Source organism: Saccharopolyspora sp. ID03-671 (genome assembly GCF_045278815.1).
GTDB lineage: Bacteria > Actinomycetota > Actinomycetes > Mycobacteriales > Pseudonocardiaceae > Saccharopolyspora > Saccharopolyspora ipomoeae.
In genome coordinates this window covers 3974016-3999318 of sequence record NZ_CP134054.1, presented here as the reverse complement: position 1 = coordinate 3999318, position 25303 = coordinate 3974016, and the positions used below count along the sequence as shown (strand labels likewise).

The following is a 25303-nucleotide window of genomic DNA, read 5'->3' as shown; positions in this document are numbered from 1 at the left end:
TGCTATGACGGGATCGCGCGCCCCGACCGTTGCACGCCCGCGGGGACGGATCCACCTGTGATTGATACCGCAGCGGTGAATTCACGTCTCACAGGGCCATTGCCCAGACCCCCCGCAGGTGTGATGTGATCGGTTCGTGACCACTCCGGCGCCCATCGACCTCCGCTCCGACACGGTGACTCGTCCCGACGAGCAGATGCTGGCCGCCATGGCCACCGCCGACGTCGGCGATGACGTACTCGACCACGATCCCACCATGCGCGCGCTCGAGGAACGGGTGGCCCAGCTGCTCGGCACCTCGTCGGCGCTGTGGTCCCCAGCGGGACGATGGGCAACCTGATCGCGCTGATGCTGCACCTCAAGCGGGGCGACCGGTTCCTGGCGCCGCGCGGTGCGCACGTGCTCAACCACGAGCTGGGCTCGGCGGCCTGGCTGGCCGGGGGCATGCCGGACCCGCTGGACTGGGACGCCGGACCGGGCAGGCCGACCGCCGAGGCGGTCCGCGCCCAGGCCAACCTGACGATGGCCTACGACGCCCTGCACACCACGCTGCTGTGCCTGGAGAACACGCACAACGGCGCGGGTGGAGCGGTCGTCCCGCCGCACGAGCACGCCCGGCTGGCGGCCGCGGCGAAGGAGCTCGGGCTCAAGGTGCACCTCGACGGCGCCCGGCTGTGGAACGCCTCGGTGGCGCTCGGCGTGCCGCCCGCGGCCCTGACGGTGGGCGTGGACAGCGTGCAGGTGTGCCTGAGCAAGGGGCTGGGCGCGCCGGTCGGATCGGTGCTGGCCGGTGAGGCGGAGTTCATCAAGGCCGGACGGCGGATCCGCAAGATGCTCGGCGGCGGCGTGCGGCAGGGCGGCGTGCTGGCGGCGGCCGGGCTGGTCGCGCTGGACCGGCTCGACGCGCTGGGGGATGATCACGACAACGCCCGGCTCCTCGCCGACGGCCTCGTCGAGCAGGGCTGGCAGGTCACGACCCCGCAGACGAACATGCTGCTGGCGGCGGTGCCGGACGTGCAGTTGACGTTGCAGCGACTGCGTTCGGTGGGTGTGCTGGCGGTGCCGATGAACGGTCAGGTCCGGTTCGTCACGCACCGGAACGTGTCGAAGTCGGACGTGGAAGAGGCGTTGCGCCGGATCGCCGGCACCGGGGCCTGACCCGGTCGGGATCGGGCGTCCGAGCAGCGGAGGTGCCCGTGCTGCGGTGGATCGTGTTCGACTACGGCGAGGTGATCAGCCGCCGCATCACGGCGCTGCCCCAGCTGGCCGCGCTGCTGAGCAGCACCCCGGAAGCCTTCGAGCCGGCCTACTGGAGCGAACGCGGCGCCTACGACGCCGGGCTGTCGGACGCCGACTACTGGCGCGCGGTGGCCGCCCGGCTGGACCGCGAGGTCGACGACTCGCTGATCCAGCGGCTGACCAGCGTCGACGTCGACGGCTGGATGTCCACCGACCCGGAGACGCTGGCGCTGCTGGAGGACCTGCACCGGCGCGGCGCGCACCTGGCGCTGCTGTCCAACGCCTCCACCACGTTCGCCCGCGCCGCGGAGAGCAAGCCGTGGGCGCGGTACTTCGAGCACCTGCTGTTCTCCGGCGACCTGCGGGTCATCAAGCCCGACGCGGAGATCTGGCGGATCCTGCTGGACACCCTCGGAGCGCGCCCCGAGGAGTGCCTGTTCTTCGACGACCGCGAGGAGAACATCGCGGGCGCCCGCCGCGCGGGCCTGCACGCCGAGCGCTGGACCTCGGCCGTCCGCGCGCGAGACCTCCTCCAGGACCAGCTGGCCGCCTGAGCCCGAGGGGGCGAAGCCGCCGTTCCAGGTGCCGGGCTCAGCCCGCACCGCCGCGCGGAGCCACCACGACGGCCGGCTTCAGGGCTTGATCTGCTTCTTGTCCTTGGACCAGCCGATGGCCGCGGTGGCGAGGAACAGGACGCCGCCGATCACGGCGAGCCAGAACAGGCCCTTGATCAGGAATCCGGCCACGGACATCACCAGCCACAGGGCCAGCAGCCCGCCGAGGATCTTCCACCACATCGCGACCACCTCTCGCCGGGACCTTCCCGCAGCTCCAGCCTGCCAGACAGAACCCCTGAAACGGCAGGTCGCGAGACCCGGACCCGGGAAACATCAGGGTCTCCCCGAGTCCCGCCCGCCCCGTGCCCGACCCGATTTCAACGGAAGTCGGGTTCCTGATCTCCATTGAAATCGGGTCACCGCGTCGGGACCCGAGGTCTACAGCCAGGCGCCCAGGCGCTGCACCGCCTCGGTGATGTCCCCCGGGTCGCCCGCGAAGGAGAGGCGCAGGTAGTGGTGGCCGCGCTGCGGGTCGAAGTCCACGCCCGGGACGAGCGCGACCCCGGTGTCGTCGAGGAGGCGGCGGCAGAACGACGTCGCGTCGTCGGTGTGGTCGCCGATGTCCACCCACGCGTAGAACGCGCCGTCGGCCGGGGCGACCTTGGTGATGCCCGCCTTCGCCAGCCCGTCGAGCAGCAGCGCCCGGTTCTCCCGGTAGCGCTCCACGTGCGCCTCGACCTCGTCGTAGGCCTCCGGGCTGAACGCCGCGACGGCCGCCTGCTGCGACAGCGCGGGCGGGCACAGGGTGAAGTTGCCGGTCAGCGAGTCGACGGCGCGCAGCAGCCGCGGCGGCACCAGCATCCAGCCGAGCCGCCAGCCGGTCATCGACCAGAACTTGGAGAAGCTGTTCACCACGATCGCCTCGGCGGAGAACTCGCGCGCCGTGTGCAGCGGTTCGCCGTAGCTGAGCCCGTGGTAGATCTCGTCGCTGATCAGCTGCACCCCGTTGGCCTCGCACCAGCCCGCGAGCTCGGCGAGCTCGTCGCGGGAGAGCACGGTGCCGGTCGGGTTGTTGGGGCTGGCCACGATGAGCCCGCGCACCGGCTCGTCGAGGTCCTCCAGCATCGCCACCGTCGGCTGGAACCGGGTGGAGGCGTCGCAGGGCAGCTCCACGACCTCGCAGCCCAGCGCGGACAGGATGTTGCGGTAGGCGGGGTAGCCGGGGCTGGCCAGCGCGACCCGGTCACCGGCGTCGAAGGCGCTGAGGAACGCCAGCAGGAACGCGCCCGACGCACCCGTGGTGACCACGACCTCGTCCACCGGAACCGAGCGGCCGTAGGCCTTCTCGCAGTGCCCGGCGATGGCCTCCCGCAGCTCCAGGACGCCCAGCTGCTCGGTGTAGCCCAGCGCGTTGCCCTCCAGGGCGCGCGCGGCGGCCTCCCGCACGGCCTTCGGTGCCGGGGTGGACGGCTGCCCGGCGGCCAGGGACACGACGTCACCGAGCTCCCGCTGCCGCTTCGCAGCAGCCGAGAGAACCTCCATGACCTGGAACGGAGCCACATCGGCTCGCGCCGCGACGGCGAGCGCGGGGTGCTGACCACTCATGGGTGCAAGCCTGCCAGGGCGAACGCGTCAGGTCAGGCGCGGGGGACGGTGATCTCGCCGTCGGCGGCGCGGCGGGCGATGTCGGTGCGCCAGTGCGCGCCGGGCAGGTGCACCCGCTCGACCCGCTTGTAGACCTCGTCGCGCGCGGCCGTCAGGTCGGGACCGGTGGCCACCACCGACAGGACGCGACCGCCCGAGGACAGCACCGCGCCGTCCTCGCGGCGCCGGGTGCCCGAGTGCAGCACTCCCTGCATGTCCGAGCCCTGGATGACGTCGTCGACGCGCGGACGGCCCGGGTAGCCCTCAGCGGCCAGCACGACCGTCACCGCCGAACCCGGCTCCCACTCCAGCGGCGGCTGGTCGGCGAGCTCGCCGTTGGCGACGGCGTGGAACAGCCGCGCCAGCGGGGTGTGCAGCAGGGCCAGCACGGCCTGGGTCTCGGGGTCGCCGAAGCGGCAGTTGAACTCGATGACCTGCGGGCCGTTCGAGGTCAGCGCCAGACCCGCGTAGAGCAGGCCGGAGAACGGGGTGCCTCGGCGGTCGAGCTCGTCGACGGTGGGCTGCACGACCGTGCGCACCACCTCGTCGACCAGGCCGTCCGGGGCCCACGGCAGCGGCGCGTAGGCGCCCATGCCGCCGGTGTTGGGCCCGGCGTCCTCGTCACCGACGCGCTTGAAGTCCTGCGCGGGCAGCAGCGGGACCACCGTGGTGCCGTCGACCAGGCAGAACAGCGAGGCCTCGGGGCCGTCGAGGAACGACTCCAGCAGCACCGGGTGGCCGCCGTCGAGCAGCTTCATGGCGTGCGCGCGGGCCGCGTCGAAGTCGCTGGTGACCAGCACGCCCTTGCCTGCCGCCAGACCGTCGTCCTTGACCACCCAGGTGGGGCCGAAACCGGACAGCGCGGCGTCGAGCTTGGCGGGGTTGTCCACGATCTCGCTGCGGGCGGTGGGCACGCCCGCCGACACCATGACGTCCTTGGCGAACGCCTTGGAACCCTCGATGCGGGCCGCCGCCTTGGACGGGCCGAAGCACGGGATTCCCGCCGCGCGGACCGCGTCGGAGGCGCCCGCGACCAGCGGGGTCTCCGGACCGAAGACGACCAGGTCGGCCTTCCAGCGGGTGGCCAGCGCGGCCACCTCGTCGGGCTTGGCCACGTCGACGGCGTAGGACTCGGCGAGCGCAGCGGTACCGGCGTTGCCGGGCGCGCAGGCGAGTGCCGTCACGGAGGGGTCACGGGAGAGGGCCAGCACGATCGCGTGCTCCCGGCCGCCACCGCCGATCACGAGGATTCGCACAAACCGCAGCGTAGAGCGTGCGGTGAGCCACTCGCCCGCTGCCCCCGGGAAGTGCTGCGTCCGGATGGCGCACCGCAGGTCGCGCGGGGTTGGTCCGTCGGTCGGCGTTCACCCTCCGGTCGCACAGGTGTGCCTCGCGCGTCGGTTGCGGCAAGTTGAGTGGGCCCGCCACAGTCACAGCGAGGAGTGCACATGACGATTCGGGGACGGTTGATCGCGTTGTCCGTCGCGGGAGCTGCCGCACTGGGGGTGATCGCCACCGGCCCGGCCACCGCCGCCGAGTCGGCGCCGGGAGCGGAGCAGATCGAGGTGTTCGGCCACCGCGGCGCGTCCGGCTACCGGCCGGAGCACACGCTGGCCTCCTACGAGCTGGCCGCCCGGATGGGCGCCGACTTCATCGAGCCGGACCTGGTGCCCACCAAGGACGGCGTGCTCGTCGCCCGGCACGAGCCGGAGATCGGCGGCACCACCGACGTCGCCGAGCACCCGGAGTTCGCCTCCCGCAAGACCACCAAGGTCATCGACGGCACCGAGATGACCGGCTGGTTCACCGAGGACTTCACCCTCGCGGAGCTCAAGACGCTGCGCGCGAAGGAGCGCATCCCGGAGATCCGGCAGCACAACACGGTCTACGACGGCCTCTACGAGGTGCCGACGTTCCAGGAGGTGCTGGACCTGCGGGCCCGGCTGTCGAAGGAGCTCGGCCGCGACATCGGCGTGGCCCCGGAGACCAAGCACCCCAGCTACTTCCGGCAGATCGGCCTGCCGGTCGAGCCGGGCCTGGTCGAGACGCTCGACGGCAACGGGCTCAACGAGAAGGACTCGAAGGTCGTCGTCCAGTCCTTCGAGGTCGGCAACCTCAAGGAGCTGCGCGACGAGCTCCGGGTGCGGCTGGTGCAGCTGATCAGCAACACGGGCGCCCCGCAGGACTTCATCGAGACCGGCGACCCGCGCACCTACGCCGACATGGTCACGCCGGAGGGCTTGAAGGAGATCGCCACCTACGCCGACGTCATCGGCCCCGACACGAAGGTGATCCTCCCGGTCGACGGCTCCAACCACCTCACCGAGCCGACGGCGGTCGTCGCCGACGCCCACGCCGCCGGCCTCCAGGTCGTCCCCTACACGGTCCGCGCCGAGAACACCTTCCTCCCGGCGGACTTCCAGTCCTCCGCGGACCCGGCTCAGTGGGGCGACGTCCTCGCCTTCTTCCACGCCCTCTACGCCCAGAACGTCGACGGCATCTTCAGCGACATGCCCGACCTCGCCCTCACCGCCCGCGACCAGCACTGACCCGCCGGGGTCACCCGATTCCCATTGAAATCGGGTCTCCCGCGAGGTGAGTGAGACCGTCGTCCCCTTTTCGGGGGCGGCGGTTTCGTCGTTTCGGGTGATCGGCGGGGTGCGCACCTAAGGTGTCCACCGTGGACGGAGGTGTGCGGTGGTTCAGCTGATCCTGGTGCTGATCGGGGCGTTGCTCGTCACGGCGCTGGCTCGGAGCCGGGAGATCGCCTCGCCGCTGCTGCTGGTCGCCGTCGGGATGGCCGTGTCGCTGGTGCCCGGCCTCGACCCGCTGCGGATCGAGCCGGAACTGCTGCTCACCGCGGTCCTCCCGCCGCTGCTGTACGCGGCGGCGCTGGACAGCTCGTTCACCAACTTCCGGGCGCGGATCCGCCCGATCGTGCACCACGGCGTGCTGCAGGTGATCGTCACGTCGTTCGTGCTCGGCTGGATCGCGTTCACGCTGATCCCGGACCTGCCGCTGGCCTCGGCGATCGTGCTGGGCGCGGTGATCGCGCCGCCGGACGCGGTGACGGCGGCGGCGATCGGCCGCCAGCTGAAGCTGCCGCGCGGCGTGATGACGGTGCTCGGCGGTGAGAGCCTGATCAACGACGCGGCGGCGCTGACGATCTACCGGATGGCGATCACCGCCGCCGTGGGGACGACGCCGTCGCTCGCCCACGGGATCGGCGTGTTCGCGCTGGCCGTGGTGGTCGGAGTGGTGCTGGGGCTGGGCTTCGGGATGCTCGCCCAGCTGGCCCGCCAGCACATCCCGGACGTGCAGGTGGCGACGCTGCTGGGCGTGCTGGTGCCGTTCATCGCCTACCTGACCGCCGAGGAGCTGCAGGGCTCCGGTGTTCTCGCGGTGGTCACCGCCGGGCTGTACGTGGGGCACAACCTGCCGCGGGCGCGCGCCGCCGGGCGGCTGCAGGAGCACACGGTGTGGGGTGCGATCAACCTGCTGCTGGAGAGCCTGGTGTTCGCCTACATCGGTCTGCAGCTGAAGTCGGTGGTCGGCGACGTCGTGGGGTCCGGCCGCCCGATGAGCGGGATCCTGCTGGCCACGCTGCTGATCCTGGTGTCGGCGATCGCGTTCCGGGTGCTGTGGATGTTCGCCTCGAACTACCTGCCCGGCGTGTCGCACCTGATCATGAGCGGGCGGCGCGGCGGCCGGTGGCGCCGGACCGCGGTGCTGTCCTGGGCGGGGATGCGCGGGGTGGTGACGCTGGCGGCGGCGGGCGCGATCCCGTTCACCACCGAGGCCGGTGCTCCGCTGCCCGGTCGCGAGGTGATCCAGTTCGTCGCCGCGGTGCTCACGGTGGCCACGATCTTGATCCAGGGCACCACGCTGCCGCCGCTGATCCGCCGCCTGGGCGTCACCGACCCGGAGGAGGCGCGCAGCGACGACCAGGCCGAGGCGGAGGCGCGGCGGATCGCCACCAACGCGGCGCTGGCCTACCTGGACGGGCTCACCCCGGGCGAGGCGCGCTGCGAGCGCTCAGCGCTGAACCGGATGGTGAGCCGGATGCGGGACGTGGTCGAGCACCAGGGCTTGGCGGCGGCCGAGCAGGTGGGGCGCACTCCCGCCGAGCGCGCCGACACGGCGACGCGGACGTTCGCGGAGCTGCGCCGCGGCACCATCGAGGTGCAGCGCTCGGCCATCGCCGACGAACGCGACGCGGGCCACCTCGACGACGAGGTCCTCCGCCGCGTCTTCAGGGAGCTCGACCTGCAGGAAGCAGCGGTCGAGGGCTCCTGGCGGAACCGCTGACACCCCGGTTCCTGGGAGGGCGCAGTTTTCATGAAAACTTCGCTCCCTCCGTCGAGAACCGAGGGATCCGACGTCCCGTGGGTGGTGGGGAAGTTTTCATGAAAACTTCCCCACCACCGAAAGGATCACGCCATGGTGTGACGCACGATCGTCTGGTCGCGGCCGGGGCCGACGCCGATCGCCGAGACGCGGGCTCCGGAGAGCTCCTCGATGCGCTCGATGTAGGCGCGGGCGTTGGCCGGCAGGTCCTCGAAGGTGCGGCAGTCGCTGAGGTCCTCCCACCAGCCCGGCATCTCCTCGTACACCGGAACCGCGTGGTGCACGCCGGTCTGCGTCATCGGCATCTCCTCGACCCGCTCGCCGTCGACGTCGTAGGCGACGCAGATCGGGATGGTCTCCAGGCCGGAGAGCACGTCGAGCTTGGTCAGGAAGTAGTCGGTGATGCCGTTGACGCGGGTCGCGTAGCGGGCGATCACCGCGTCGAACCAGCCGGTCCGCCGCGAGCGACCGGTGGTGACGCCGAACTCGCCGCCCTGCTTGCGCAGGTTCTCGCCGGCCTCGTCGGTCAGCTCGGTCGGGAACGGGCCCGCGCCGACCCGCGTCGTGTATGCCTTGAGGATGCCGATCACGGCGCTGATCTTGGTCGGGCCGACGCCGGAACCGGCCGAAGCACCACCGGAGGTCGGGTTCGACGAGGTCACGAACGGGTAGGTGCCGTGGTCGACGTCGAGCAGGGTGCCCTGCGAACCCTCCAGCAGCACCGTCTCGCCGCGCTCCAGCGCCTGGTTGATCTTCAGCTTGGTGTCGGAGATGCGGTTGGCGAACTTCTCCGCCTGCTCCAGCACCGTGTCGACGACCTCTTCGGCGTCGATCGCCCGCCGGTTGTAGACCTTGACCAGGATCTGGTTCTTGATGTCGAGGGCGGCCTCGACCTTCTGGCGCAGGATCTTCTCGTCGAGCAGGTCCTGCATCCGCACGCCGACGCGAGCGATCTTGTCCTGGTAGCAGGGGCCGATGCCGCGGCCGGTGGTGCCGATCTGCTTCTTGCCCAGGTATCGCTCGGTGACGCGGTCGATGGCCACGTGGTACGGCATGATCAGGTGCGCGTCGGCGGACAGCAGCAGCCGCGAGGTGTCGACCCCGCGCTCCTCCAGCCCCGCGAGCTCCTCCAGCAGGACTCCCGGGTCGACGACGACGCCGTTGCCGATCACGTTCGTCACGCCGGGGGTGAGGATCCCCGACGGGATGAGGTGCAGCGCGAAGTCCTGCCCGTCCGGGAGCACGACGGTGTGTCCCGCGTTGTTGCCGCCCTGGTAACGCACGACCCACTGCGCCTGCTCGCCGAGCAGGTCGGTCGCCTTACCCTTGCCTTCGTCGCCCCACTGGGCGCCGATCAGCACGATCGCCGGCATGTGAAACTCCAACCTGGACTGGGTGGTCGCCAGCGTGACCGCACGCTTCGCCCGCTCCCACCACGGGGTATGCCGGTCGATCAGGGTAAACCAGGAGCGAAACGTGAGTACCACCGCATTGTCCTGCGGAAACGTTGGTGGCGCAGTGCGTCCGTCCGGTGACGGTGCGCAATGGCACGAGGTTTCGGCGGCGCCGGGCCGCAACGAGGTCGATCCGCTGCTGGCGGAAGCCACCGATCGTGTGGTGGTGCGCGGCACGGACATGGACCTGGCGGCGGTCGTGCTGCGGCTGCTGCGCAAGGAGCGGCTCACCGAGCTGACCGTCGGCTACGTGCCGGTCGCCGACTCGCCGGTGGCCCGGTTGTGGGGGCTCGCCGTCGACGACGTCGAGCGGGCGCTGACCGCCGAGCCGCGCCCGGTTCCGCTGATCAGGGACGACTCGGGCGGGGTGCTGCTGGGAGAGGGCGTGATCGCGCCGATCACCGGGCAGGCCTACTGCGACGACGAGCAGGTCCTCAACGGCCCCGCGCAGAGCCTGGTGGTCTCGCCGGACCCGGACGCCGAGCCGCTGCCGGACCCGACGGCCGATCCGATGAACCACACGATCGATCCCCCGATGGACGGCCTTCGGGTCACCGTCGCCCGGCGCGGGTTGCTGCGCCGCAAGGAGCACGTGGCGCGCGGCCGGGCGTTCCAGGCGTCGTTCCGGTCGGCGACCGTGCGGCACGACGGGACCGATCACCCGCGTCCGACGGAGAAGTGGGTCTGGTACCGGCACACCGAGGACCTGAACCTGGCCCGCTGATCACCGGGTGTGTGGAATTCACATTTGCGCCCCCTGATCGGTGGCGACTTCACGCCATGTCACCTTCCGGTCACTCCGCGGCATTGAATCGTCCACTCACGTGGGCAATCGTCATCCCCGAGCAGGCGATGCACGCCCACCGCGGAGGAAGCCATGACACGTTCGCTGCGCACCACCCTCGCCGCGCTGCCGCTGGCCGGCCTGATCGGGCTCGGACTGGCGGTGCCGGCGGGCGCCGAGCCGCCCGGCATCCCGGACCCGGCCACCGCCCAGACCCAGCTCGGCGAGCTGACCGTCGCCGCCGAGGGCTCGATGGACGGCTACGACCGGGAGAAGTTCCCGCACTGGAACGAGGGTTCCGACGGCTGCAGCACCCGCGAGTCGGTGCTCAAGCGCGACGGTGACGGCGTCGAGGTCGGCTCCGACTGCTACCCGACCTCGGGCAGCTGGGTGAGCCCCTACGACGGCGAGACCTGGACCCAGCCGTCCGACCTGGACATCGACCACGTGGTGCCGCTGGCCGCCGCGTGGCGCTCCGGCGCTGCCGAGTGGACGCAGGAGCAGCGCCAGGCCTTCGCCAACGACCTGGAGGGCCCGCAGCTCATCGCGGTCACCGACAACGTCAACCAGGAGAAGGGCGACCAGACCCCGGACGCCTGGATGCCGCCGTCGACCGACTACCACTGCACCTACGCCTCGATGTGGGTCGGCACCAAGCACAAGTACCAGCTGACCGTCACCGAGGCCGAGAAGGGCGCGCTGCAGACCGCACTGGACGGCTGCTGATCGGATTCACCCGAGGAACGGGCACCTCCCGGGCGTGGAGGTGCCCGTTCCTCGTCGTCAGGGGAGGCATACTGCGCGCATGGCTGAGTTGCGCACTACCGTGACAGCGCCTCCGGGTGGGGTGATGACCGACGAGGTCGGCGTGATCACCGGCGACCTGGAGCTGGCGACGGCCTGCGAGGACGGCGCCGTGAAGGTGTGGATCCGCTACGACGGCGCCGAGGAGTGGTACCGCCTCTCCGCCGCCGACTGCGACCTGCACGACCCGCGCGACCACGAGCCGCTGCACGCCTCCCTGGCGGCGGTGCTGAACCGGCCCTAGTCCTCGTCCGGGTGCAGGGTCGGGAGGGCCGCCACGGCCTCGTTGCGGGTGAGGCCGGAGGCTTGCAGCAGGTCGACGGCGATGGAGCGGACCTGCAGGACCACGACCTGCATCGAGAAGTCGCCCTCGCCCAGCAGTTCCACGGTGGACTTCTTGGCCACCGAGCGCGCGGCCTCCCTGGCCTGCAGCGGGTCCTTGCCGCTGGCGAGCTCGTCGCGCAGCAGCACGACGGTTCCGGCGAGCTCTTCGAGCATGCCCGGCAGCGGGCGCGGGACGGGTTCGCCGTCGCGCAGCGCCGCCAGGGCGCGCCGGGCCAGCACGCGGGTGTTGCGCAGCGCCCGGTCGACGGGCGTGGCCGCGGTTTCGTAGCGTTCGAGGTCGCGACGCCTGCGCCAGCGGATGGGCGCGAACCGGGCGATCTCGGCCCCGGCCTCCAGGGCGGTGCGGAGCTCCTCGACGGACTTGTGGCTCTTGCGGGCCTTGGCCAGCACGTCGGCGGCCATCGAGACGTCCCGGTGCGCGACCGCGCTGGCGACCCCGCGCAGCGCGTCGGCCAGCTCGCCGAGCACGACGCGCCCGTTGCGGTGCGCCACCGACAGCGGGTTGGCGGGCAGCAGCGCGGCGACGGCGAAGCCGACGAGACCGCCGACGACGGCGTCGAGCATCCGCGTCAGCCCGCCGGAGGTCGCGGGCGGCAGCAACGTCGCGACCAGCACCGATGAGGACGCCGCTTGCAGGACGATCACGCCGCCGCTGTCCAGCAGGACCGCCGTGGACATCGCCAGCGCCACGACCAGCGCGATCTGCCAGGGGCCGGAGCCGATCACCGAGATCAGCACGTCGCCGACGCCGATGCCGATGCTCACGCCGACGACGAGCTCCAGCGCCCGCCGCATCCGCTGGCCGAGCGACACGCCCAGCGAGATCACCGCGGCGATGGGCGCGAAGAACGGCGCGGCGTGCCCGACCAGGTCGTGCGCCAGGAACCACGCCACCCCGGCCGCCACCGCGCACTGCACGATCGGCACCCCGGTCCGCAACAACCGCCGGAGCCGCCGGCTCAACTCCTCACGCACACGCCCCACGGCACCATCCTCCGCCACCGAACGCCGGTGCCCGCCGCGAGGTCACGATTTCAGCGGAAGTCCTGGTCCCGATTTCCATTGAGATCAGGGACCCGACTTCCATTGAAATCGTGTCACCCGCTGCGGGAGGTGCCGGGCGCGACGAACCCGACCACCTGCGGACGGGGTCCGTCGGTGGCCGGGTTCGGGGACGTCAGGCCAGGTCGTTGGCTTCGAGGGAGGCGGGGTCGCTGTCCTCCAGGAGCTGGCGGCAGCGGTCGAACTCCTCGGTCTCGCCGATGGCGCGGGCGGCCTTGGCCAGGGCGGCGACCGAGCGGAGGACGCCGCGGTTGGGCTCGTGGTGCCACGGGACCGGGCCGAAGCCCTTCCAGCCCGCGCGGCGCAGGGCGTCGAGGCCCCGGTGGTAGCCGGTGCGGGCGTAGGCGTAGGCGGCGATGTTCTCGCCGGCGTTCAGCGCGTTGTCGGCGAGCGCGGCCCAGGCGGCGCTGAACGCGGGGTGCTGCGCGGCGACCTCGGCGGGGTCGGTGCCGGCGTCGAGGGCGCCCTGCGCCTCGGGGCTCTCCGGCAGCAGCGTCTCCGGCGGCTCCAACAGATTCCTCGTCATGCCCCAATCCTCGCACTACCGCCTCGACGACGATGGCCCGTCCACCCAGCGGGCGGACGGGCCATCGAGCACCGAAAATGTTCTGTCAGCCGGCGATCATGCGGCCGGTCGACTTGAGGACCTCGCAGCCCTGGGCGACCCGGGCGGCCATGGCCTGCTCGGCGACCTTGAGGTAGCTGCGGGGGTCGTAGGTCTTCTTGTTGCCGACCTCGCCGTCGATCTTCAGCACACCGTCGTAGTTCTTCATCATGTGGTCGGCGATGGGCCGGGTGAAGGCGTACTGGGTGTCGGTGTCGATGTTCATCTTGATCACGCCGTAGGAGACCGCCTCGTGGATCTCCTCCAGCAGCGAACCGGAACCACCGTGGAAGACCAGGTCGAACGGCTTCGAGCCGGCGGGCAGGCCCAGCTTCTCGGAGACGACGTCCTGACCCTGCTTGAGGATCTCCGGGCGGAGCTTGACGTTGCCCGGCTTGTAGACGCCGTGCACGTTGCCGAAGGTCGCGGCCAGCAGGTAGCGGCCCTTCTCGCCGGTGCCCAGCGCGTCGACGGTCTTGATGTAGTCGCCGGGAGCGGTGTAGAGCTTGTCGTTGATGTCGTTGGCAACGCCGTCCTCCTCGCCGCCGACGACGCCGACCTCCAGCTCCAGGACGATCTTGGCCTTGGCCGACAGCTCCAGCAGCTCCTGCGCGATCTGCAGGTTCTCGTCGAGGTCGATCGCCGAGCCGTCCCACATGTGCGACTGGAACAGCGGGTTCTCGCCGCGGTTGACGCGCTCCTGGCTGATCTGGATCAGCGGCTTGACGTAGCCGTCGAGCTTGTCCTTCGGGCAGTGGTCGGTGTGCAGCGCGATGTTCACCGGGTACTTGGCGGCGACGACGTGCGCGTACTCGGCGAGCGCCGTGGCGCCCGTGACCATGTCCTTGACCTTGGTGCCGGAGGCGAACTCGGCGCCACCGGTCGACACCTGGATGATGCCGTCACTCTCGGCCTCGGCGAACCCGCGCAGCGCCGCGTTGAGCGTCTCCGACGAGGTCACGTTGATCGCTGGGTAGGCGAACTCACCGGTCTTCGCCCGGTCCAGCATCTCCGTGTAGACCTCGGGGGTCGCGATGGGCATCGGTCATCCTCCTCAGATGGAGTTCGGTCGTCAGTGACGCGAGAATCGCGCAGCATCCTAAGAACCCGCGAGCGCCCTCAACGGCGCGTCGGGGCAGGTACCACTCTTTCGCGCGTCACAGTGCCCCAGCGGTGTGGTTTTGAAAAGTTGGTGCAAGGATTCAGAAAACGATCCTGTGCACATAGTCACACGCCGGGGCACTCGCCGACTACACCCAAGCGCCGGTGACGACCTCCCACTGGCGGATGGTGGTCGAGGCGATCACGCCGGCCTCGGTGTACGGGTCGGCGGCCAGGACCTCGTTCAGCTCGGCCTCGTCGGCGACCTCGTAGATGATCTGCGCGCCCTTGCCGTCGGTGTAGGGCCCGCCCGCCAGCAGCACGCCCTTGTCGGCCAGGCCCCGCGAGTACTCGCGGTGATCCGGCCGGACGGCCAGCCGCTTGTCCTCGTCCGGGCCGTAGACCAGCTCGACAACGAACCTCGCCATGTCGTCCTCCATCGCGGCGAATTCAACGATCGCGATGACGCTAACCCGAACCCGCCCCGCGAACCCATCCTCGCCCGGTAAGTTCTTCGATCATGGGCGGTGATTCGGAAGGGATCGAGCGGAGCGTCGAGAAGACGTTCGGCACGTTGCGCAAGCTCGACGGCGCCCACCGCGAGACGCAGCAGCCGCTCTCCCTGGAGGACATCTACAAGCAGCAGCGGATGCGCATGGTCCGCTTGGCGATCCTGCTGGTCGACGACATCAGCAGCGCCGAGGACGTGGTGCAGGAGGCGTTCACCGGCCTCTACCGCAACTGGGCGAACCTGCGCGATGCCAACGCCGCGGTCGGCTACCTGCGGACCGCGGTGGTCAACGGGTCCCGCTCGATGCTGCGCCGCCGGAAGACGGCCCGCGAGTACCAGCCGCCGCACCAGGCCAACGCGCGCTCCGCGGAGTCGCTGGCGATGCTCACCGCCGAGCACCAGGCCGTGGTGGACGCGCTGAGCAAGCTGCCGCGCCGCCAGCGCGAGGTGCTGGTGCTGCGCTACTACGGCAACCTGTCGGAAGCGGAGATCGCCGAGGCCACCGGGGTGTCCAAGGGGACGGTGAAGTCGACGGCGAGCCGGGCCCTGGAGGCGCTGCAGAAGCACATCGACGGCTGACGGCTCGAGCGTGGACGGCCCGCGTCCGGGGGACTGAGCCGCACACCACCGATTTTGGTGTAGACCACTGCTCTCGTTTGGCGGAGGATCGTAAGCGTGAACACTGCCGAGCAGATCCTCACCGGCGCGCGGGTCGTCACCCCGGGCGGAGTCGCACAACCGGGCTGGGTGCGGGTGTCCGGGGGCACGATCGCCGCCGTCGGAGACGGCGCCGTGGGCGACCGGGCCGGGGCCGAGCGGGCCGTTCCGCGGGGACCGGCGATCGAGCTGTCCGGGAGCTGGCTGGTCCCCGGCTTCGTGGACATCCACTGCCACGGCGGGGGCGGCGGCTCGTTCACCTCCCTCGACCCCGAGCAGACGCAGGCCGCCGTCGGCCACCACCGCGCGCACGGCACCACGACGATGCTGGCCAGCCTGGTGTCCGCGCCGATCCCCGAGCTGGTCAAGCAGATCACCGCGCTCACCGAGCTCACCGCCGAAGGGCTCCTGGCCGGGGTGCACCTGGAGGGGCCGTTCCTGTCGCACGCGCGCTGCGGCGCGCACGCGCCCGAGGCGCTGCGGGCGCCGGAGCGCGACGACGTGCGGCAGCTGCTCGAAGCCGGGCGCGGCGCGGTCCGGATGGTCACCCTCGCGCCCGAGCTGCCCGGCGCGCGGGAGGCGGTCCGGCAGCTGGTCGACGGCGGCGCGATCGCGGCCGTCGGGCACACCGACGCCGACGCCGATCAGGTGCTGGCGGCCGTGGACGCCGGGGCGACCGTGGCCACGCACCTGTTCAACGGCATGCGTCCGCTGCACCACCGCGAACCCGGACCGGTCGGGGCGCTGCTGGACGACGGGCGGGTCGACGTCGAGCTGATCTGCGACCTCGTGCACCTGCACCCGACGATCGCCCGGATCGCGGCCACCCACGCCGGTGCGGACCGGACGATCCTGGTCACCGACGCGATCAGCGCCACCGGCGCGGGCGATGGCACCTACGAGCTGGGTGCGCTGCCGGTGACCGTCGTCGACGGCGAGCCGAGGCTCGCGGACGGGTCGCTGGCCGGCAGCACGCTCACGATGGACGCCGCGTTCCGCAACCTGGTCCGCGACTGCGGGCTGTCCGTGCCCGCGGCGGTGGCGGCCACCTCGACGAACCCGGCGCGGCGGCTCGGCCTGACCGAGGTGGGCGAGATCCGGCCGGGCGCGGCCGCCGACCTGGTCGTGCTCGACGACGACCTGGTGGTCCAGGGCGTCATGCGGCGCGGCCGGTGGCTCGCCGAGCCTCGCTGACCTGGTCTTTCCCCGATCCACCCCGATCCGGGCGACCGGCTGGTTAAGGTCGGGGCATGACGGGCCGGAACACCGAGGACGCGCTGTCCGCCGCGCTGCGGGCGCGGGCGGTCGGCCGTTCCGGTCCACCGCAGCGCAACCGGCGTCCGGGGCCCGGCGGAGTGCTGCTCTTCGTGATCGTTTTGGGACTCCTCGCGGGACTGCTCGCGGCGGGCGTCACAGTCCTTTACCCGATCGGGTGATCGCGGGTGTGCGCTGCGTGTATGTCCGGTTGCTCTCCCGGAATCCGGACAGCGCGGCGCCACGGTACCGTTGGCAAGCGTGACGTCCGAATTCGCCGCCGCGGCACAGCCCGCGCTCGCTCTGCTTCCGGATTGGCTGAATCCGGAGAACATCGTCTCTGGTCTGGGCCCGTTCGCGCTGATCGGCGTCTGCCTGATCATCTTCGCCGAATGCGGTCTGCTCATCGGCTTCTTCCTGCCCGGTGACTCGCTGCTGTTCGTGACCGGCATGTTCGTGGCCATCGGCGCGATCAACACGCCGATCTGGCTGACCTGCGTGCTGCTCGCGGTGTGCGCCTTCGTCGGCAACGTGACCGGGTACTGGATCGGCCGCAAGGTCGGCCCGGCCATGTTCAACAAGCCCGACTCGAAGCTGTTCAAGCGCGAGCACGTCGACAAGACGCACGCGTTCTTCGAGAAGTACGGGGCCCGCGCGATCATCCTGGCCCGCTTCGTGCCGATCGTCCGCACGTTCATCACGGCGGTCGCCGGCATCGGTCAGATGGACCAGAAGAAGTTCTTCAGCTACTCGGCCATCGGCGGCATCGCCTGGACCCTGAGCATGACGCTGCTCGGGTACTTCCTCGGCAACATCCCGTGGATCCGGAACAACATCGAGGCGATGGCCATCGTCATCGTCGTGATCTCGATCGTCCCGATCATCATCGAGTACATCAAGGGTCGCCGCGAGAAGGCCCGCGAAGCGGCCTGACGCAGTCCCCCGCGAGAGCCGGAGCCCGCTCGGGTTCCGGCTCTTCGCTTGCGAGGGGACGGTTTTAGCCATAATCACCCATGATCAATGTCCGTTTTGCCCGGACAATTATGGCTAAAACCGTCCCCTGCCTCACCACGCCCGCATGAGGTCGGCGTGCTGCTGGACCCAGGTGTGCATGACGATGCCCGCGGCGACGCCGGCGTTGATGGACCGGGTGGAGCCGAACTGCGCGATGGAGACCACCAGGTCCGCCTCGCGGCGGGACTCCTCGTGCAACCCCGGGCCCTCCTGGCCGAAGAGCAGGACGCAGCGGCGCGGCAGCTCCGCGCGCTCCACCGGAACCGCTCCCGGCGTGTTGTCCACCGCCACCACCGCCAGGCCCTCGACCCGCGCCCACGCGGTCAACGAGCCCACGTCCGGGTGGTGGTGAACGTGCTGGTAGCGGTCGGTGACCATCGCGCCGCGCCGGTTCCAGCGGCGACGACCCACGACGTGCACGCCGCGCGCCAGGAACGCGTTCGCCGTGCGCACCACCGTGCCGATGTTGTGGTCGTGCTGGAAGTTCTCGATGGCCACGTGGAAGTCGTGCCGCCGCAGGTCCAGGTCGGCGACGATCGCCTCCCGCCGCCAGTACCGGTAGTGATCGACGACGTTGCGCCGGTCACCGTGCTCCAGCAGCTCGGGGTCGTAGCGCTCGTCCTCGGGCCACGGGCCCTCCCACGGGCCGACGCCGACGCTGGTGCCCCACTCGGTGGGCCCGACGTCCTCGCTCACGCCAGCCCGAGGTCGGCCAGCCCCAGCAGCGTGCGGTAGGGCAGGCCCGCTTCCTCGATGGCCTCCCGCGCGCCGGTGTCCCGGTCGACCACGGTGGCCACGCCGACGACCTCGGCCCCGACCTGGCGCAGCGCCTCGACAGCGGTGAGCACGCTGCCGCCGGTCGTGGAGGTGTCCTCCACCGCGAGTACCCGCTTGCCGACGACGTCCGGGCCCTCGATCTGCCGCTGCATGCCGTGGGCCTTGGCGGACTTGCGCACCACGAAGCTGTCCAGCGCGGGACCGTCGGCGTGCATCATGGCCGCCGCGACCGGGTCCGCGCCCAGGGTGAGACCGCCGACGGCGGTGTAGTCCCAGTCAGCGGTGATCTGCCGGAGCAGACTCCCGATCAGCGGAGCCGCCTGGTGCTGCAGGGTCGCCCGGCGCAGGTCCACGTAGTAGTCGGCCTCCTTGCCGGAGGACAACGTGACCTTGCCGTGCACCACCGCGAGGTCGGTGACCAGACGGGCCAGTTCGGAGCGCTGCTTCTCGTTCACCACGAGGTCTGAGGATAGTTCTCAGGTCCGGCCGGGAACGGTTCGGGTGACCACCATGCGCTGCAGCTTCTTCGGGATGAGCCGCCCGACCGCGACCAGCGCCTTGTACTGGGCGCCCGGGATGGACACCGCCTTGCCCGCGCGCAGGTCCGCCAGCGACTCGTGCACGACCTGGTCGGCCTGCAGCCAGAACGCGCGCGCGCAGCCTGCTCATCTCCAGGCCCGCGCGCTCGTGGAACTCGGTCTGGGTGAAGCCGGGGCACAGCGCCATGACCCGCACGCCGGTGCCCGCCAGCGAGGTCGCCAGGCCCTCGGAGAAGGCGATCACGTAGGCCTTGGTGGCCGCGTAGGTGGAACCGGAGACGGTGAAGAAACCGGCGACGCTGCCGACGTTGACCACGTCGCCGCGCCCGCGCTCGCGCATCCCGCGGACCGCGGCGTGGGTGAGCTCCAGGACCGCCGCGACGTTGACGTCGAGCTGCTCGCGCAGCACGTCGGCGGGCAGGTCCCAGAAGGCGCCGCCGGTGCCGAACCCGGCGTTGTTGACCAGCACGTCGACCGGCTTGGCCGCGTCGCCGACGCGCGCGGCGACCTCGGCCCGCTGCGCGGCGTCGGCCAGGTCGGCGGTGAGCACCTCGACCCGCACGTTGTGCCGCGTCTGCAACCGGTCGGCGAGCTCCTCCAGCCGAGCCGTGTCGCGCGCGACCAGGACCATGTCGTGACCTTCGGCGGCCAGCCGGCGAGCGTAAGCGCGGCCGATGCCCGCGGTGGCACCGGTGACGAGTGCGGTAGGCATATCCCGAACCTACCGGTCTCGGAAAGCTGAGGGTGTTGTGGTCACCCCGCTCAGCGGTGCCGGTAGCGGAACCTGAGCCGGTCCTCCTGCTCCGGGCGCGCCGACTCAGGTATGCCAATGCACCACGCCGACGCGTCCTCACAGGAGAACCACCTCGACGGTGCCAGTCGCTCAGGTGGTGGAAGAGAGAGCGGCCACGCCGCTCGTCGACCTACTGGAGGTGCTCCGAGGGCTCCTCGACCTCTGCTTCTTCGGCGTCCTCGGTGCTGTTGGGGTCCTTGGTCGTGTTGGGGTCGCTGTCGAACGGGTCGACCAGGTCGGCGAGGTCGCCGAGGTCGCGGAGCAGCCGTTCCAGGCGAGCCGGGTCGGCGTCGGCCGGGTGCATGGCGGCCAGCACCCAGTCGTTCTCCAGCCACACCACGGTGACGTCCTGGCCGATCTCCTCGGTGGCGTCCACCAGGTCCTCGGTCACCAGCGGGCGAGCCGCGGCGACCTCGGTGACGAAGGCGTAGCGCGAGCCGACCGGGCCCAGCAGGTCCAGACCCGAGTCCTGCGGCACCGGCACGTCCGGCAGCCACAGCTCGATGGTGGCCGGGGCGGTGCGGCGGCAGCGGATGCCGACCAGCACGACGACGTTCTTGCCCCCGGCCTCCAGGTCCAGCACGTAGACCTGGCGGCGGCCGTCGGCGGTGAAGGTCGAGCCCGCCACCACGTCGACCGCGGTCGTCGCGCCGTACTGCGCGAGCACGCCGCGCTCCCACCGCGTCGGCAGGACGCGGTCCGCTTCGGCGAACTGCCAACCCCGCAGCGCCGCCCAGCGGCGCCGCTCCCGGTTGTTGGAGGTGCGCTGCGATCGGTCGGAGATCAGCAGCGCGACGCCGGCGACGATCGCGACGACGGCGACGAGGAACCAGAGCCACGCAGGTATGCCCACACGGGGCAGGGTAGTCCGAACATCGCGGATCTCGAAGATCACCTGGGCATCCGAATCCGAACCCCTCGATCGACTGATCTTGACGTGCGAAAACGCCGGAACGCCGGGCCTGTCGGGCGGGTCAGGCCTCGACCCCTCAGGCTTCGACCCCTCAGGGTTCGACGTTGTCGCAGAGGGCGCGCCACTCGGCCGTGTCGGGGGCCGGGCCGCGCAGGGCCGAGCCCTCCGAGCGCATGCCCTCCAGGACCAGGCCGAGGTAGCGGGCCCGGAGCTCGGCGCGGCGGTGCTCGCCGGTCGGCAGCGTCGGGTTGAGGTGCTTGAACAGCAGCAGGACGTCGGTCCAGTCGATGTCGGCGCGCAGCTCGCCCGCCAGCTTGGCATCCTCGACGAGCGCCTCGATCACCTCCGCCACCTGCTGCTGCAGGATGCGGAACTCCGCCGAGAACGCGTGGTGCTTCTCCAGCGGCGGCAGCACCGTGCCGATGCCGGAGCCCTCGCGCAGGCAGCGGTGCATGAAGCGGCTCAACGCCCGCCACGGGTCGGACTCCTCGGCGCGCGCCGCCTGCGCCTCGGCGATGACCAGCCGGAACCCGGCGATGCGGACCTGCTCGACGAGCTCGGCCTTGCTCGGGTACCGGCGGTAGATGCTGGCCACGCCGACACCGGCGCGCTTGGCCACCTCCGCCATCGGGGCCGACATGCCCTGCTCGGCGAAGACCTCCCGCGCGGCGCGGATCACCGCGTCGTCGTGCTCGGCCGTCGCTGCTGTGGTCATGCGCACAGCCTACGCCCGCGCGGAATGGTCCGTTCCGCTCAGAGGTTGTCGTGCACCGGACCCGCCCACCGACTCGAAGAGGAAGCGCATGACCACCGAACTGGTCCGGCCCCGCGTCCAGCCCGCACGGGGCCTGTCGCGCTCCGGCTCGTTCTGGTTCATCGGCGGCATCTACGCCCTGTTCCTGATGGCCTCCACGGCCCCGTCCCCGATGTACTCGCTCTACCAGCAGCGATGGGGCTTCACCAACACCGTGCTGACCGAGGTGTTCGCCTCCTACTCGGTGGCGATCCTGCTGGCGCTGCTGCTGTGCGGATCGCTGTCAGACCACATCGGACGGCGTCCGGTGCTCGTGGGAGCGCTGGTGCTGGAGATCGCGGCCGTGCTGGTGCTGGCGCTGGCGCCCGGAGTCGGCTGGCTGTTCGCGGGCCGCGTCCTGCAGGGCCTGGCCACCGGTGCCGCCACCAGCGCGATCAGCGGTGCGCTGCTGGACTTCCAGCGGCCCGGATCCAATCGGGGTTCGCTGGTCAACGGGGTCGCCGCAGCGCTGGGCATGGCGGGCGGTTCGCTGCTGGCGGGCGTGCTGGTGCAGTTCCTGCCCGGCCCGACGCTGACCACCTTCCTGCTGCTGGCGGCCGGTTTCGCGGTCGCGATCCCGGTCGTGCTGGCGATGCCCGAACCGGTCGCGCAGCTCAGCCCGCTGCGCGAGGCGCTGCGGCCCCGGCGGCCGATCGTGCCCGCCGGGCAGGGCGGCCGGTTCGCGCTGATGTCGACGATGGTGCTGGCCTCGTGGACCGTCGGCGGCATGTTCATGTCGCTGGCCCCGTCGGTGGTCAAGGGCATGGTGCACAGCTACCCGAGCCTGATCAGCGGCCTGCCGGTGGCGGTGCTCGCCGGGCTCGGCGGGCTCACGCAGCTGGTGCTGTCCCGCTGGGCGGCGACCCGCGCGGTGCGCGTCGGCGCGGTGCTGATGATCGCGGCCCTGACCGGGGTCGCGGCGGCCGAGCTCGACGCCTCCCCGGTGGTGTTCTTCCTGGCCGCGGCGGTGCTCGGGGTGGGGTGGGGCCTGATGTTCATGGGCGCGTTCCGGATGCTCACCGGGCTCGCCGCCCCGCACCAGCGCGCGGGCACCGCGGCGATGATCTACGTCGTCGCCTACCTCTCGGCCACGGTCCCGAGCGTCGCCCTCGGCTACCTCAGCACCCTCACCGACCTGCGCACGGCCACCCTCGCCTTCACCGCGGCAGCGGCCGTCTTCGCCGCCACCGCAGCCCTCTCCACCGCCCGACGCTGAACGAACTCCCCCACCCGACCGTTGGGTGGGGAAGTTTTCATGAAAACTTCCCCCCAACACACGCGACCAACTCCCCTTCAGGAACCCGTGACCTGGGAATGGGTGATTTTCTCGGGGGGACTCACGTGGGTGGGTGGCGGGGAAGTTTTCATGAGAACTTCGCGTCGCGACGGACCCCTTCGGGTGCGGGGGACGAAACCCCGTTCGGGGAACGGGGTTTCGCTGTGGTCGGTCAGTTCTGCGGGGCCACGGTGAGGGACTCGTTGTCGTCGGTGACGTCGATGCGGACCTTGTCGCCCTCGCGGATGTCGCCCGCCAGCAGCTTGCGGGCCAGCTGGTCGCCGATGGCCGACTGGACCAGGCGGCGGAGCGGGCGGGCGCCGTAGACCGGGTCGAAACCGTTGAGCGCCAACCAGTCCCGGGCAGCGGGCTGCACGTCGAGGGTGAGCCGCCGCTGCGCGAGGCGCTTGGCCAGCCGGTCCACCTGGATGTCCACGATGGACGTGAGCTCCTCGGTGCTGAGCTGGTGGAACACCACGACGTCGTCGAGCCGGTTGAGGAACTCGGGCTTGAAGTGCCCGCGCACCACCGACATCACGGCCTCGTCCCGGCCCCGCTCGTCGAGCGTGGGGTCGGCGATGGCCTGCGAACCCAGGTTGGAGGTCAGCACCAGGATGGTGTTGCGGAAGTCGACCGTGCGCCCCTGACCGTCGGTGAGCCGCCCGTCGTCGAGGACCTGCAGCAGCACGTCGAAGACGTCCGAGTGGGCCTTCTCGACCTCGTCGAACAGCACCACCGAGTAGGGCCGCCGCCGCACCGACTCGGTGAGCTGCCCGCCCTGGTCGTGGCCGACGTAGCCGGGCGGGGCGCCGACGAGCCGGGCCACCGAGTGCTTCTCGGAGTACTCGCTCATGTCGATGCGGATCATCGACCGCTCGTCGTCGAACAGGAACCCGGCCAGCGCCTTGGCCAGCTCGGTCTTGCCGACACCGGTCGGCCCGAGGAACAGGAACGAGCCGGTCGGCCGGTCCGGGTCGGCCACGCCGGCGCGGGTGCGCCGGACGGCGTCGGAGACCGCGCGCACCGCCTCCTCCTGGCCGACGACCTGGGCGCCCAGCGCCTCCTCCATGCGCAGCAGCTTGGCGGTCTCGCCCTCCATCAGGCGTCCGGCGGGGATGCCGGTCCAGGCGCTGACCACCCCGGCGACGTCGTCGGCGGTGACCTCCTCCTGCAGCATCGCCTTGCGCTCGCTCTGCGCCTGGGTGGCCGCCTCCAGCTCCTTCTCCAGCGCGGGGATCCGGCCGTAGCGGAGCTCGGCGGCCTTGCCGAGGTCGCCGTCGCGCTCGGCCCGCTCGGACTCGCCGCGCACCTGCTCCAGCTGGGTCTTGAGGTCGCGGACCTTGTCGATGGACTCCTTCTCCTGCTGCCAGCGCGCGGTGAGCTCGGAGAGCTTCTCGCGCTTGTCGGCGAGCTCGGCGCGCAGCGCGGCGAGCCGCTCGACGGAGGCCGGGTCGGACTCCTTGGCCAGCGCCATCTCCTCGATCTCCAGCCGCCGCACGGCGCGCTCGACCTCGTCGATCTCCACCGGCCGCGAGTCGATCTCCATGCGGAGCCGGGACGCGGCCTCGTCGACCAGGTCGATCGCCTTGTCCGGCAGGAACCGGGCGGTGATGTAGCGGTCGGACAGCGTCGCGGCGGCCACCAGCGCGCCGTCGGTGATGCGCACGCCGTGGTGGACCTCGTAGCGCTCCTTGAGGCCGCGCAGGATCGCCACCGCGTCCTCCGTGCTCGGCTCGCCGACCAGCACCTGCTGGAAGCGGCGTTCCAGCGCGGCATCGGTCTCGATGTGCTCGCGGTACTCGTCGAGCGTGGTCGCGCCGACCATGCGCAGCTCGCCGCGCGCCAGCATCGGCTTGATCATGTTGCCCGCGTCCATCGCCCCCTCGCCGGCGGCCCCGGCGCCGACGATGGTGTGCAGCTCGTCGATGAAGGTGATCACCTGACCCGCGGAGTCGGTGATCTCCTTGAGCACGGCCTTGAGCCGCTCCTCGAACTCGCCGCGGTACTTGGCGCCCGCGACCATCGAGCCGAGGTCGAGCGCGACGACCCGCTTGCCGCGCAGCGATTCGGGCACGTCGCCGGCGATGATGCGCTGGGCGAGTCCCTCGACGATGGCGGTCTTGCCGACGCCGGGCTCGCCGATGAGCACCGGGTTGTTCTTGGTCCGCCGGGACAGCACCTGCACGACGCGGCGGATCTCGGCGTCGCGGCCGATGACCGGGTCGAGCTCGCCCGCCCTCGCGCGCTCGGTGAGGTCCTGGCCGTACTTCTCCAGCGCCTGGTAGGTGCCCTCGGGATCGGGGCTGGTCACGCGCGCGGAGCCGCGCACCTTGCCGAATGCCTCGCGCAGCGCGTCGGGGGTGCCGCCGTGCCTGCGCAGCAGGTCGGCGACGCGGCCGCCCTCGGCGGCCAGGCCGACCAGCAGGTGTTCGGTGGAGACGTACTCGTCGCCCATCTCGGTGGCCAGCCGCTGCGCGCTGGTGAGGGCCTTGACCGCGGCACCGGAGAGCTGCGGCGCTCCGACGGTGCTGCCGGTGGCGGCGGGCAGCGAGTTCATCAGGGATTCGAGTTCGCGGCGCACGTCGGCGACCTCGGCGCCGACGGCGGTGAGCAGCGGCGCGGTCAGCCCGTCCCCCTGGGCGAGCAGGGCGCCGAGCAGGTGCGCGGGTCCGACGTCCGGGTTGCCCGCCACGGTGGCGGCCTGCACCGCGGAGGAGATCGCCTGCTGGGTCTTCGTCGTCGGGTTGAACGCGTCCATTCCCTCACCTCGTGCCGGATTCGTGCTGCGTGCCGGTTCGTTCCTGGTCATCCCGGTTGTCGGCGACCGGACTTCAC

At 71.3% G+C, this 25303-nt stretch carries 24 protein-coding genes and 2 pseudogenes; 12 read left to right on the top strand and 14 right to left on the bottom strand.

Annotated elements, in window-relative coordinates:
- Positions 1-196 precede the first annotated feature (196 nt).
- A pseudogene (locus tag REH65_RS18335) lies at positions 197-1080 on the top strand (threonine aldolase family protein); the annotation flags it as partial.
- A 119-nt stretch (positions 1081-1199) separates the two neighbouring features.
- On the top strand, positions 1200-1793 hold the full coding sequence (locus REH65_RS18330) for an HAD family phosphatase (RefSeq protein ID WP_281458636.1): 594 nt from the start codon (positions 1200-1202) through the stop codon (positions 1791-1793).
- Between the two features lie 78 nt (positions 1794-1871).
- Here REH65_RS18330 and REH65_RS18325 read toward each other — a convergent pair whose 3' ends face one another.
- The 3 genes from REH65_RS18325 to purD form a co-directional block, all read right to left on the bottom strand.
- Positions 1872-2036, bottom strand: coding sequence for a hypothetical protein (locus REH65_RS18325; RefSeq protein WP_175548164.1), 165 nt, complete (start codon positions 2034-2036; stop codon positions 1872-1874).
- A 198-nt stretch (positions 2037-2234) separates the two neighbouring features.
- A complete protein-coding gene (locus REH65_RS18320) occupies positions 2235-3401 on the bottom strand; it encodes a pyridoxal phosphate-dependent aminotransferase (protein ID WP_406688441.1) in 1167 nt (388 codons plus the stop codon).
- Between the two features lie 32 nt (positions 3402-3433).
- Positions 3434-4696: a phosphoribosylamine--glycine ligase gene (gene purD / locus REH65_RS18315; protein ID WP_281458604.1), complete on the bottom strand. Its 1263-nt coding sequence runs from the start codon at positions 4694-4696 to the stop codon at positions 3434-3436.
- Positions 4697-4888: 192 nt separating this feature from the next.
- On the opposite strand from purD, the gene REH65_RS18310 reads away from it, so the two are divergent.
- Entirely contained in the window at positions 4889-5989 is a 1101-nt protein-coding gene (locus REH65_RS18310; protein WP_406688440.1) for a glycerophosphodiester phosphodiesterase, read from the top strand.
- Between the two features lie 148 nt (positions 5990-6137).
- Positions 6138-7748: a Na+/H+ antiporter gene (locus REH65_RS18305; RefSeq protein ID WP_406688439.1), complete on the top strand. Its 1611-nt coding sequence runs from the start codon at positions 6138-6140 to the stop codon at positions 7746-7748.
- 125 nt (positions 7749-7873) lie between these two features.
- Here REH65_RS18305 and REH65_RS18300 read toward each other — a convergent pair whose 3' ends face one another.
- Positions 7874-9160, bottom strand: a complete 1287-nt coding sequence (locus REH65_RS18300) for an adenylosuccinate synthase (RefSeq protein WP_281458601.1) — start codon at positions 9158-9160, stop codon at positions 7874-7876.
- A gap of 103 nt (positions 9161-9263) precedes the next feature.
- Between REH65_RS18300 and REH65_RS18295 the strand changes: the two genes are divergently transcribed.
- The 3 genes from REH65_RS18295 to REH65_RS18285 all read left to right on the top strand — a co-directional run bounded on the left by REH65_RS18295 (position 9264) and on the right by REH65_RS18285 (position 11073).
- Positions 9264-9965 (top strand): hypothetical protein, encoded by a 702-nt coding sequence (locus tag REH65_RS18295; protein ID WP_406688438.1) that lies wholly within the window; start codon positions 9264-9266, stop codon positions 9963-9965.
- Between the two features lie 153 nt (positions 9966-10118).
- Entirely contained in the window at positions 10119-10751 is a 633-nt protein-coding gene (locus tag REH65_RS18290) for an HNH endonuclease family protein (RefSeq protein WP_406688437.1), read from the top strand.
- A gap of 124 nt (positions 10752-10875) precedes the next feature.
- Positions 10876-11073, top strand: coding sequence for a hypothetical protein (locus REH65_RS18285; RefSeq protein ID WP_406688436.1), 198 nt, complete (start codon positions 10876-10878; stop codon positions 11071-11073).
- Here the strand turns inward: REH65_RS18285 and REH65_RS18280 are convergent.
- From REH65_RS18280 to REH65_RS18265, 4 genes are all read right to left on the bottom strand, one after another.
- Positions 11070-12158 carry an aromatic acid exporter family protein gene (locus REH65_RS18280; protein ID WP_281458597.1) on the bottom strand — a complete coding sequence of 363 codons (1089 nt, stop codon included), beginning with the start codon at positions 12156-12158 and terminating at the stop codon, positions 11070-11072. The two genes, REH65_RS18285 and REH65_RS18280, sit on opposite strands and share 4 nt — an antisense overlap.
- 193 nt (positions 12159-12351) lie before the next feature.
- Positions 12352-12762, bottom strand: a complete 411-nt coding sequence (locus REH65_RS18275; protein ID WP_281458596.1) for a DUF3151 domain-containing protein — start codon at positions 12760-12762, stop codon at positions 12352-12354.
- Between the two features lie 85 nt (positions 12763-12847).
- The gene (gene fbaA, locus REH65_RS18270) at positions 12848-13882 is read right to left on the bottom strand and encodes a class II fructose-bisphosphate aldolase (protein ID WP_281458595.1); all 1035 of its coding nucleotides are present in this window, start codon (positions 13880-13882) and stop codon (positions 12848-12850) included.
- Between the two features lie 208 nt (positions 13883-14090).
- Entirely contained in the window at positions 14091-14369 is a 279-nt protein-coding gene (locus REH65_RS18265; RefSeq protein ID WP_281458594.1) for a YciI family protein, read from the bottom strand.
- A 92-nt stretch (positions 14370-14461) separates the two neighbouring features.
- On the opposite strand from REH65_RS18265, the gene REH65_RS18260 reads away from it, so the two are divergent.
- From REH65_RS18260 to REH65_RS18245, 4 genes are all read left to right on the top strand, one after another.
- Positions 14462-15031: a SigE family RNA polymerase sigma factor gene (locus tag REH65_RS18260; RefSeq protein ID WP_281458593.1), complete on the top strand. Its 570-nt coding sequence runs from the start codon at positions 14462-14464 to the stop codon at positions 15029-15031.
- 87 nt (positions 15032-15118) lie between these two features.
- On the top strand, positions 15119-16303 hold the full coding sequence (nagA, locus tag REH65_RS18255; protein ID WP_406693194.1) for an N-acetylglucosamine-6-phosphate deacetylase: 1185 nt from the start codon (positions 15119-15121) through the stop codon (positions 16301-16303).
- Between the two features lie 56 nt (positions 16304-16359).
- Entirely contained in the window at positions 16360-16545 is a 186-nt protein-coding gene (locus REH65_RS18250; RefSeq protein ID WP_281458591.1) for a hypothetical protein, read from the top strand.
- 79 nt (positions 16546-16624) lie between these two features.
- A complete protein-coding gene (locus tag REH65_RS18245) occupies positions 16625-17296 on the top strand; it encodes a DedA family protein (protein WP_281458590.1) in 672 nt (223 codons plus the stop codon).
- 132 nt (positions 17297-17428) lie between these two features.
- Here the strand turns inward: REH65_RS18245 and REH65_RS18240 are convergent, their stop codons facing one another.
- The 5 genes and pseudogenes from REH65_RS18240 to REH65_RS18220 form a co-directional block, all read right to left on the bottom strand.
- Positions 17429-18073 carry a TrmH family RNA methyltransferase gene (locus tag REH65_RS18240; protein ID WP_406688435.1) on the bottom strand — a complete coding sequence of 215 codons (645 nt, stop codon included), beginning with the start codon at positions 18071-18073 and terminating at the stop codon, positions 17429-17431.
- A complete protein-coding gene (gene pyrE, locus REH65_RS18235; protein WP_281458588.1) occupies positions 18070-18612 on the bottom strand; it encodes an orotate phosphoribosyltransferase in 543 nt (180 codons plus the stop codon). Before pyrE ends, REH65_RS18240 begins: the two co-directional genes overlap by 4 nt.
- Before the next feature lie 18 nt (positions 18613-18630).
- Positions 18631-19405: pseudogene (locus tag REH65_RS18230) on the bottom strand (SDR family NAD(P)-dependent oxidoreductase).
- A 211-nt stretch (positions 19406-19616) separates the two neighbouring features.
- Entirely contained in the window at positions 19617-20339 is a 723-nt protein-coding gene (locus REH65_RS18225; protein WP_406688434.1) for a hypothetical protein, read from the bottom strand.
- Between the two features lie 151 nt (positions 20340-20490).
- Positions 20491-21114: a TetR/AcrR family transcriptional regulator gene (locus REH65_RS18220; protein ID WP_406688433.1), complete on the bottom strand. Its 624-nt coding sequence runs from the start codon at positions 21112-21114 to the stop codon at positions 20491-20493.
- An 88-nt stretch (positions 21115-21202) separates the two neighbouring features.
- Between REH65_RS18220 and REH65_RS18215 the strand changes: the two genes are divergently transcribed.
- The gene (locus REH65_RS18215; RefSeq protein ID WP_406688432.1) at positions 21203-22408 is read left to right on the top strand and encodes an MFS transporter; all 1206 of its coding nucleotides are present in this window, start codon (positions 21203-21205) and stop codon (positions 22406-22408) included.
- A gap of 232 nt (positions 22409-22640) precedes the next feature.
- On the opposite strand, the gene clpB is transcribed toward REH65_RS18215, so the two are convergent.
- A complete protein-coding gene (gene clpB, locus REH65_RS18210; RefSeq protein ID WP_281458584.1) occupies positions 22641-25226 on the bottom strand; it encodes an ATP-dependent chaperone ClpB in 2586 nt (861 codons plus the stop codon).
- Positions 25227-25303 lie beyond the last annotated feature (77 nt).

Excerpts from the sequence above, each read along its gene's own strand:
- REH65_RS18325 (WP_175548164.1), bottom strand. The coding sequence starts at position 2,036 with ATGTGGTGGAAGATCCTCGGCGGGCTGCTGGCCCTGTGGCTGGTGATG.
- REH65_RS18320 (WP_406688441.1), bottom strand. The coding sequence starts at position 3,401 with ATGAGTGGTCAGCACCCCGCGCTCGCCGTCGCGGCGCGAGCCGATGTG.
- REH65_RS18310 (WP_406688440.1), top strand. The coding sequence starts at position 4,889 with ATGACGATTCGGGGACGGTTGATCGCGTTGTCCGTCGCGGGAGCTGCC.
- REH65_RS18300 (WP_281458601.1), bottom strand. The coding sequence starts at position 9,160 with ATGCCGGCGATCGTGCTGATCGGCGCCCAGTGGGGCGACGAAGGCAAG.
- REH65_RS18290 (WP_406688437.1), top strand. The coding sequence starts at position 10,119 with ATGACACGTTCGCTGCGCACCACCCTCGCCGCGCTGCCGCTGGCCGGC.
- REH65_RS18285 (WP_406688436.1), top strand. The coding sequence starts at position 10,876 with ATGACCGACGAGGTCGGCGTGATCACCGGCGACCTGGAGCTGGCGACG.
- REH65_RS18275 (WP_281458596.1), bottom strand. The coding sequence starts at position 12,762 with ATGACGAGGAATCTGTTGGAGCCGCCGGAGACGCTGCTGCCGGAGAGC.
- fbaA (WP_281458595.1), bottom strand. The coding sequence starts at position 13,882 with ATGCCCATCGCGACCCCCGAGGTCTACACGGAGATGCTGGACCGGGCG.
- REH65_RS18265 (WP_281458594.1), bottom strand. The coding sequence starts at position 14,369 with ATGGCGAGGTTCGTTGTCGAGCTGGTCTACGGCCCGGACGAGGACAAG.
- REH65_RS18260 (WP_281458593.1), top strand. The coding sequence starts at position 14,462 with ATGGGCGGTGATTCGGAAGGGATCGAGCGGAGCGTCGAGAAGACGTTC.
- REH65_RS18250 (WP_281458591.1), top strand. The coding sequence starts at position 16,360 with ATGACGGGCCGGAACACCGAGGACGCGCTGTCCGCCGCGCTGCGGGCG.
- REH65_RS18220 (WP_406688433.1), bottom strand. The coding sequence starts at position 21,114 with ATGACCACAGCAGCGACGGCCGAGCACGACGACGCGGTGATCCGCGCC.
- REH65_RS18215 (WP_406688432.1), top strand. The coding sequence starts at position 21,203 with ATGACCACCGAACTGGTCCGGCCCCGCGTCCAGCCCGCACGGGGCCTG.
- clpB (WP_281458584.1), bottom strand. The coding sequence starts at position 25,226 with ATGGACGCGTTCAACCCGACGACGAAGACCCAGCAGGCGATCTCCTCC.